The organism is Kistimonas ophiarachnellae, from assembly GCF_057552235.1.
Genome location: NZ_BAAJPA010000030.1, coordinates 1 through 9,842, shown reverse-complemented (window position 1 = coordinate 9,842; position 9,842 = coordinate 1). Strand labels below are relative to the sequence as shown.

Annotated in this window: 1 protein-coding gene; it reads right to left on the bottom strand. The window is 52.5% G+C overall.

What is annotated here, in order from left to right; translation table 11 throughout:
* Nucleotides 1-9,842: Ig-like domain-containing protein (locus AC27K1_RS21405; protein ID WP_487152827.1), on the bottom strand; the 9,842-nt coding region annotated here is incomplete at both ends.

Here is a 9,842-nt window from a genome sequence, read left to right as displayed (position 1 = left end):
TGCCATCTTCCGTGACACTGACACTCGCAACCTCCGCTGTGGGCTTGTCGTTGGTACCCGTGACCGTAATCGTGACCGTAGCAGGTTCACTGGTGGCATTCCCTTCACCGGAATCATCCACGGCTGCATAGGTAAACGTGACCTGACGGGTTTCTCCCGCAGCCAGATCCTGGAAGTCACTGCCCGGGTTGAAGCTGAAAGTACCATCATTATTGTTGGTAACTGCCCCTTCGCCCGGCTGGGAAAGAATGGTAAATGTGTGGGTATCTGTCGCATTGTCATCAGTGACCGCAAAATTACCGCTGATCGCTGCACCATCTTCAGCAGCGCCGACATTAACAGCCTGTGCCACCGGTGTACTGTTCGTACCACTCACCGTGATGGTAGCGATTGCCGTTGATGTCGCTCCCGAGTCATCACTCATGGTGTAGCTGATGGTGACAGTCGCACTTTCGCCCACTGCCAGATAATCGAAATCACTGCCTGGCACAAACTTCAGCTGGTTATTTTCTATCGTTACCGTGCCGCCATTGACAGTACGGGAGCCATCTGAATCCGCGATACCGGTGATGTTAACGCTGTCGAGGGAGAAATTTGTCGCGTTATCGTCACTGTCAACATCCGTATCATTGGCAAGAACATCCATTAACAGTGTCGAACCCACAGAGGTGGTATCGCTGTCTACAACAGCCACCGGGGCATCATTTGTCCCGGTTATCGTAATCGTGACCGTAGCCGGTTCGCTGGTCGCGTTTCCAGTACCGGAATCATCAACCGCCACATAGGTAAACGTAACCTGACGGGTTTCTCCCGCGGCCAGATCCTGGAAGTCACTGCCCGGATTGAAACTGAAGGTGCCGTCATCGTTGTTGGTCACCGTGCCTTCTGTCGGCTGGGTCAGGATGTTGAAGGTGTGGGTATCGGTTGTATCAGCGTCCGTTGCACTGAAGTTGCCGGTTACCGCTGCGCCATCCTCTGTGGCGCTAACGCTCGCCACTTCTGCCGTGGGCTTGTCATTGGTACCTGTGATCGTAATCGTGACGGTGGCCGGTTCACTGGTATTGTTTCCAAGACCAGAGTCATCCACGGCTTCATAGGTAAACGTGACCTGACGGGTTTCTCCGGCGGCCAGATCCTGGAAGTCACTGCCAGGGTTGAAGCTGAAGGTACCATCGTTGTTATTGGTCACCGTGCCTTTACTGGGCTGGCTCAGGATATTAAATGTGTGGGTATCGGTTGTATCCGCATCTGTTGCACTGAAGCTGCCCGTCACTGTAGCAGCATCTTCGGTGGCACTAACACTGACAACTTCTGCTGTGGGCTTGTCGTTGGTACCCATGACCGTAATCGTGACCGTAGCAGGTTCACTGGTGGCATTCCCTTCACCGGAATCATCAACGGCTTCATAGGTAAACGTGACCTGACGGGTTTCTCCCGCGGCCAGATTCTGGAAGTCACTGCCCGGATTGAAGCTGAAGGTACCGTTACCGTTGTTGGTAACAGCGCCTTCACTGGGCTGGCTCAGGATATTGAATGTGAGAGTATCGGTTGTATCCGCATCGGTTGCACTGAAGCTACCCGTTACAGAAGAACCGTCTTCAGTCGCACTGACAGTGACAACGTCTGCTGTGGGTTTGTCATTGGTGCCCGTGACCTTAATCGTGACCGTGGCAGGTTCACTGGTCGCGTTTCCAGTACCGGAATCATCAACCGCCACATAGGTAAACGTAACCTGACGGGTTTCACCCGCCGCCAAATCCTGGAAATCACTGCCCGGGTTGAAACTGAAGGTACCATTACCGTTATTGGTTACCGTACCTTCAGCAGGTTGGTTCAGAATATTGAAGCTGTGGGTATCTGAGGTATCTGTATCCGTGGCACTGAAGTGACCGGTAATCGCTGCACCATCTTCGGTAGCATTGACACTCACAACCCCAGCAGTTGGCTTATCATTGGTACCATTGATAACCAGTGTTACCGTTGATGTGGATGATGCACCCTCATCATCCGACATCGTATAGCGCACAGTGACAGAGGCTGATTCACCCGCCGCCAGGTAATCAAAGTCATTACCGGGATCAAAGCGAAGCTGGTTGCCTGCAATACTGGCATTCCCCAGACCTGAAACAGGCTGATTATTTTCATCAACGATTTGTACGTTATCCAGCGTAAAATTCGCTGTCGAGTCATTGTGGTCAGCATCGAGATCATTCGCCAGTACATCAACAGTCAGGACTTCATGCTCATCGCCTACCACTGAGTGCGTGGTACCTTCAAACAGCTGAAAACCATCAAGTCCCGTATAACTGTCACCATTGTTGTCGCTGATATCCAGTTTGAAGAAACGGTATTCCACAGCCGATGGCAGACTGAAGGTTTTGGTTTCCCTCGACGTCCAGTCGGTCACTGAAGACTGCGTATCAATCACCTCAAAATTCACGCCATCGTTACTTCCGAGGAGTTGCCACTCGGAAGGCTCACGTCCAACGTTATTAGGGATAGCCGTCAATGAATATTGCAGGATACTCTTGGTTTCAGGCATTTCGACCTGTAACCAGGCAGAACTTCCCTGTGCCGCCCAGGAGTTGGCGTTGCCGGATGCTGATGCAGCCACATTGTCAAACACCTTGTAGGCTGCAAACGCTGCACTGGCTTCGTGACTACTGGTGATCTTGAATCCCTGGTCATTATTACTGGTCAGTGCGGGTATATAGCCTGTCTCACTGACCGAGTAATCAGCACGGGCCTCAGGTGTATCATTGGTACCGGTTATCGTGATGGTAACGGTGGATGAGGCATCTGCCCCTTCATCGTCAGACATGCTATACCGCACGGTAACCGTCGCGGTTTCACCGGTTGCCAGGTAATCAAAATCGGAACCGGGGTCAAACTGCAGCTGGTTACCCACAACACTGACACTTCCCTGCCCGGTAACCGGATCACCATTGGTATCAACCAACTGGACCGTATCCAGTGAGAAATTAGAAGCATCATCGTTATGATCAGAGTCTGAATCATTATTCAGGACGTCGATCGTCAAGACCTGATTCTCATGGCCTGCAGCCGTGTCCGCTGTCGCCACCGGATCATCATTGGTGCCTGTCACGGTGATGGTGGCTGTCGACTCAGAAGTCTCGCCTTCATCATCAGACATGACATAGCGAACAGTGATTGTCTCTGTTTCGCCTGTTGCCAGACGGTCAAAATCATTGTCAGGGTTATAATGCAGACGGTTATTGACGATACTGACGGAGCCTTTACCCGTCAGCGGGTTCCCGTCGCCATCAACAATTTCGACGCTATCAAGACTGAAATTAGCCGCTGAGTCGTTATGATCCGCATCGTTATCATTGGCCAGTACATCCAGGGTCAAGCCAGCGTTTTCGGTCGTGCTTCCAGTATCGACAGCAGCCACAGGGCCATCATTGCTGCCTGTGATTGTCACCGTCAAAGTGCCTTCGTCTGTCGCGCCAGACTGATCCTGCACCTGGTAAGAGACAGTGACTGTCGCCGTTTCTCCGGTTCCCAGAAAATCAAAATCGGTTCCGGGGTTAAAGGTCACATTGTTCCCGCTCTGCGAAACACTGGCATCTGACAATGTGATCGCATTATTGCCCTCGGATACCGCTGCGGAAATAGAGACAGAATTCGCTCTTAGGCTAATCACATCGCCATTGTCGACATCCGTATCATTGGCGATCACATCCACTGTTACCTGGCTGTTTTCATCAATGGTTCGCGTATCTAAAACAGCAACCGGTGCATCGTTAGTGCCTGTTACTGTAATAGTGACGGTTTGCGCTGTGCTGGTCGCATTATCTGCACCCGATGCATCCGTAGCACGGTAGGTAAACGTTACTTGACGTGTTTGCCCCTCAGCCAGATCCCGGAAATCAGTTCCCGGGTTAAAGGTGAATGAACCGTCATTATTATTAGTGACTGTTCCCTCGGCCGGCTGAGTCAGTATGGTGAATGTATGGGAATCATTAGTATCAGTATCTGTGATACTGAAGGTCCCATTAATGGATGAACTGTCGCTAGCGTTGACAGATACTGGAGCAACGACCGGCTGGTCATTGGTTCCCTGGATCTGTAATGTCACTGTCGATTCTGATGTTGCGCCTTCATTATCCGACATGACATAGCGAACAGTGACAGTCGTCGTCTCACCGACAGCCAGATAATCAAAATCCGACCCCGGCACGAACTGCAGCTGGTTGTTCTGAACACTGACCGAGCCCTGCCCACTGACCGGATCACCATTACCATCAACAACCTGAACAGTCTGAAGCGTGAAGCTGGCTGTATTGTCGTTATGGTCCGCATCGATATCATTAGCCAGAACATCGATGGTCAGTGTTTCATTTTCTTCGCCGGTAGCATTGGCAGAAGACCCTTCATACAACTGGAATTCATCAAAACCGGTATAGGCTTCGCCATTATTGTCCGTGATATTGATTCTGAAAAAACGGTAATCGGCCGGGGCATCCAACGTGAATTTCTTGGTTTCCCTGGTAGACCAGTCATTGATACCCGTTTGGCTATCGAGAACGACAAAATTAACGCCGTCATTACTTCCCAGGAACTCCCACTCAGATGGTTCACGTCCAACAGACTGGGCAATAGCCTTCATTGAATACTGAAGAATACTCTTGGACTCCGGCATCTCAAGCTGCAGCCAGGCAGAACTGCCAGATGTCGCCCACGCATTAATATTATTGACGGATGATGCATCAACATTGTCGAATACTTTATAAGCGGCAAAAGCATCACTGAGTTGTCCGCTGGCTGTTACCTTGTAGCCTTGATCATTGGCAGAACTCAGTGCCGGAATGAAACCGGATTCACTGATAGGGAAGTCAGCTTTAGCGACTGGCGCGTCATTGGCGCCCGTAATGGTAACCGTTACATCTGAGGTTGATGTTGCACCCTCATCATCAGACATCACGTAACGTAGCGTGACAGTTGTCGTTTCCCCTGTTGCCAGGTAATCAAAGTCAGTGCCCGGATCGAATCTCAGTTCGTTATTAACGATGGACACACTACCCTGGTTGCTAACAGGATTCCCGTCACCATCAACAACCTGAACATTATCCAGTGAGAAATTGGCTGGATTGTCATCGTTATCGACATCTGTATCATTCGCAAGAACATCAATTGTCAGCACTTCATTTTCATGACCCGATGCATCATCAACCGTGGCAACGGGATCATCATTGGTACCTGTAATGGTAATAGTGGCCGTCGAAGAAGACTGCTCTCCTGAGCTATCGGCCATGGTGTAACGTACAATGACTGTCGCCGTTTCTCCGGTCGCCAGAGTGTCGAAATCATTACCCGGATTGTAATTTAACCGGTTGTTGACGACGCTTACGCTGCCCTGCCCGGTCACCGGATCACCCTGTTCATCAACCAGTTCCACCGTCTGAAGCGTGAAATTGGTCGCCGAGTCACCCTGATCAACATCCGTATCATTCGAGAGTACTTCCAGTTGCAGAGCCGCATTCTCAGTCGTTGCGCCTGTATCAGCCAGAGCCTGCGGACCATCGTTGGTGCCTGTCACTGTCACGGTTAATGTACCTGGTGACGAAGCGCCCTGGTCATCTTCCACGGTGTAGTTGATGGTCACCGTTGCCGTTTCACCGGCATCAAGGAAATCGAAATCACTGCCAGGATCAAACGTGATGCTGTTACCGCTCTGGGTGAGCCGGGCATCAATCAATGTGATGGCCATATTGCTGAACAGGGCGCTGGCTACAGAAGCCGAATCCGCTCTCAGTGACAGGACATCACCATTGTCAACATCGGTATCGTTTGCAATCACATCAACCGTGACGGAACCTGTTGCCAGCGTCGAGTCGTTATCAGCCAAAGCCACAGGGCCATCATTCGTACCCGTTACCGTAATCGTTACAGTCGCCGGTTCACTGGTGTTGTTCGCTGTCCCTGAATCGTCTACAGCGGCATAAGTAAACGTAACCTGACGGGTTTCTCCCGTAGCCAGATCCTGAAAGTCACTGCCCGGGTTAAAGCTGAAGGTGCCATCATTGTTGTTGGTTACGGTGCCTTCAGATGGCTGGGTCACGATGTTGAACGTGAGGGTATCCGTTGTGTCCGCATCCGTTGCACTGAAATTGCCGGTCACTGCTGCGCCATCTTCCGTGGCACTGACACTCTCAACCTCCGCTGTTGGTTTGTCGTTGGTGCCCGTGATCGTAATCGTGACCGTGCCCGGTTCACTGGTGGCATTATCTTCACCGGAATCATCGACCGCTACATAGGTAAACGTAACCTGACGGGTTTCTCCGGCCGCCAGATCCTGGAAGTCAATGCCCGGATTGAAACTGAAGGTACCGTCATTGTTATTGATGACCGAGCCTTCAGTCGGCTGGGTCAGGATATTGAATGTATGGGTATCACTCAGGTTTTCATCAGTCGCACTGAAACTACCGGAGACCGCACTACCGTCTTCCACTACCGAATTTACACTGACAAGCTCAGCTACCGGCTGACTATTGGAGCCGCTGACGGTGATGGTCGCGGTGGCTGTTGACGTCACACCCTCATCATCACTCATGGTATAGCTGACAGTTACCGTGGCACTTTCGCCGATGGCCAGGTAATCAAAATCGCCCGCCGGATTGAATTCCAGTCGATTATTAACGATTTGAACGGAACCACCATTGGTAGTGCGGCTGCCATCGCTATCGGTTATTCCGGTAATGGTCACTGCATCCAGACTGAAGTTGGCTGCAGTATCATCACTGTCAACATCGGTATCGTTGGCAAGTACATCCAGCGTCGTTGTACCCACGATAGAAGCATTGCCGGTGTCTGCCACTGCGACTGGCGCATCATTGGTACCCGTGACCGTGATAGTCACCGTCGCGGGTTCACTGGTGGCATTCCCTTCACCGGAATCATCAACCGCTACATAGGTAAACGTGACCTGACGGGTTTCTCCAGCCGCCAGATCCTGAAAGTCGCTGCCCGGATTGAAACTGAATGTGCCGTCATTGTTGTTGGTTACCGAGCCTTCTGCCGGCTGGGTCACGATGTTGAAGGTGTGGGTATCTGTGGTATCTGCATCCGTGGCGCTGAAATTGCCGCTCACTGCTGCGCCATCTTCCGTGGCACTGACACTCACCACTTCGGCGGTGGGCTTGTCATTAGTACCGGTGATCGTAATCGTGACTGTGGCCGGTTCACTGGTGTTGTTTCCGAGACCGGAATCATCAACCGCTACATAGGTAAACGTAACCTGACGGGTTTCTCCCGCGGCCAGGTTCTGGAAGTCATTGCCCGGATTGAAACTGAAGGTGCCGTCATTGTTGTTGGTTACCGAGCCTTCTGCCGGTTGGCTCACGATGTTGAAGGTGTGGGTATCGGTAGTGTCTGCATCCGTGGCGCTGAAATTGCCGGTCACTGCTGCGCCATCTTCCGTGGCACTGACACTCACCACTTCGGCAGTAGGCTTGTCGTTAGTCCCTGTAATCGTAATCGTGACCGTCGCCGGTTCACTGGTGTTGTTTCCGAGACCGGAATCATCAATCGCTACATAGGTAAACGTAACCTGACGGGTTTCTCCCGCGGCCAGATCCTGGAAGTCACTGCCCGGATTGAAACTGAAGGTGCCGTCATTGTTGTTGGTTACCGTGCCTTCTGTCGGCTGGCTCACGATGTTGAAGGTGTGGGTATCGGTGGTATCTGCATCCGTGGCACTGAAATTGCCGGTCACTGCCGCACCATCTTCCGTGGCACTGACACTCTCAACCACCGCTGTCGGTTTATCGTTGGTACCGGTGATCGTGATCGTGACCGTGGCCGGTTCACTGGTGGCATTCCCTTCGCCGGAATCATCGACCGCTACATAGGTAAACGTAACCTGACGGGTTTCTCCAGCCGCCAGGTCCTGGAAGTCACTGCCCGGATTGAAACTGAAGGTGCCGTCATTGTTGTTGGTTACCGAGCCTTCTGTCGGCTGGGTCACGATATTGAAGGTGTGGGTATCGGTGGTGTCCGCATCCGTGGCACTGAAATTGCCGGTCACTGCCGCGCCATCTTCCGTGGCACTGACACTCACCACTTCGGCAGTAGGCTTGTCGTTAGTCCCTGTAATCGTAATCGTGACCGTCGCCGGTTCACTGGTGTTGTTTCCGAGACCGGAATCATCAATCGCTACATAGGTAAACGTAACCTGACGGGTTTCTCCCGCGGCCAGATCCTGGAAGTCACTGCCCGGATTGAAACTGAAGGTGCCGTCATTGTTGTTGGTTACCGTGCCTTCTGCCGGCTGGCTCACGATGTTGAAGGTGTGCGTATCGGTAGTGTCCGCATCCGTGGCACTGAAATTGCCGGTCACTGCTGCGCCATCTTCCGTGGCACTGACACTCTCAACCACCGCTGTCGGTTTATCGTTGGTACCGGTGATCGTGATCGTGACCGTGGCCGGTTCACTGGTGACATTCCCTTCGCCGGAATCATCGACCGCTACATAGGTAAACGTAACCTGACGGGTTTCTCCGGCGGCCAGATCCTGGAAGTCACTGCCCGGATTGAAACTGAAGGTGCCGTCATTGTTGTTGGTTACCGTGCCTTCTGTCGGCTGGGTCACGATGTTGAAGGTGTGGGTATCGGTGGTATCGGCATCCGTTGCACTGAAATTGCCGGTCACTGCCGCGCCATCTTCCGTGGCGCTGACACTCACTACTTCGGCGGTGGGCTTATCGTTGGTCCCTGTAATCGTAATTGTGACCGTCGCCGGTTCGCTGGTGTTGTTTCCGAGACCGGAATCATCAACCGCCACATAGGTAAACGTGACCTGGCGGGTTTCTCCCGCGGCCAGATCCTGGAAGTCACTGCCAGGGTTGAAACTGAAGGTGCCGTCATCGTTGTTGGTTACCGTACCTTCTGTCGGCTGGGTCACGATGTTGAAGGTGTGGGTATCCGTGGTATCGGCATCCGTGGCACTGAAATTGCCGGTCACTGCCGCGCCATCTTCCGTGGCACTGACACTCACCACTTCTGCGGTAGGCTTGTCGTTAGTCCCGGTAATTGTAATCGTGACCGCCGCCGGTTCACTGGTGTTGTTTCCGAGACCGGAATCATCAATCGCTACATAGGTAAACGTGACCTGGCGGGTTTCTCCCGCGGCCAGATCCTGAAAGTCATTGCCCGGGTTGAAACTGAAGGTGCCGTCATCGTTGTTGGTTACCGAGCCTTCTGCCGGTTGGCTCACGATGTTAAAGGTGTGGTTATCGGTGGTATCTGCATCCGTGGCACTGAAATTGCCGGTCACTGCCGCACCATCTTCCGTGGCACTGACACTCACCACTTCGGCGGTAGGCTTATCGTTGGTACCGGTTATCGTGATCGTGACCGTCGCCGGTTCACTGGTGGCATTCCCTTCACCGGAATCATCAATCGCTACATAGGTAAACGTAACTTGACGGGTTTCTCCCGCGGCCAGATCCTGGAAGTCACTACCCGGATTAAAACTGAAGGTGCCGTCATTGTTGTTGGTTACCGAGCCTTCTGCCGGTTGGCTCACGATGTTGAAGGTGTGGGTATCGGTGATGTCCGCATCCGTGGCACTGAAATTGCCGGTCACTGCCGCACCATCTTCCGTGGCACTGACACTCACCACTTCGGCAGTAGGCTTGTCGTTAGTCCCTGTAATCGTAATCGTGACCGTGGCCGGTTCACTGGTGGCATTCCCTTCACCGGAATCATCAATCGCTACATAGGTGAACGTGACCTGACGGGTTTCTCCGGCCGCCAGGTCCTGGAAATCACTACCCGGATTGAAACTGAATGTGCCGTCATTGTTGTTGGTTACTGTA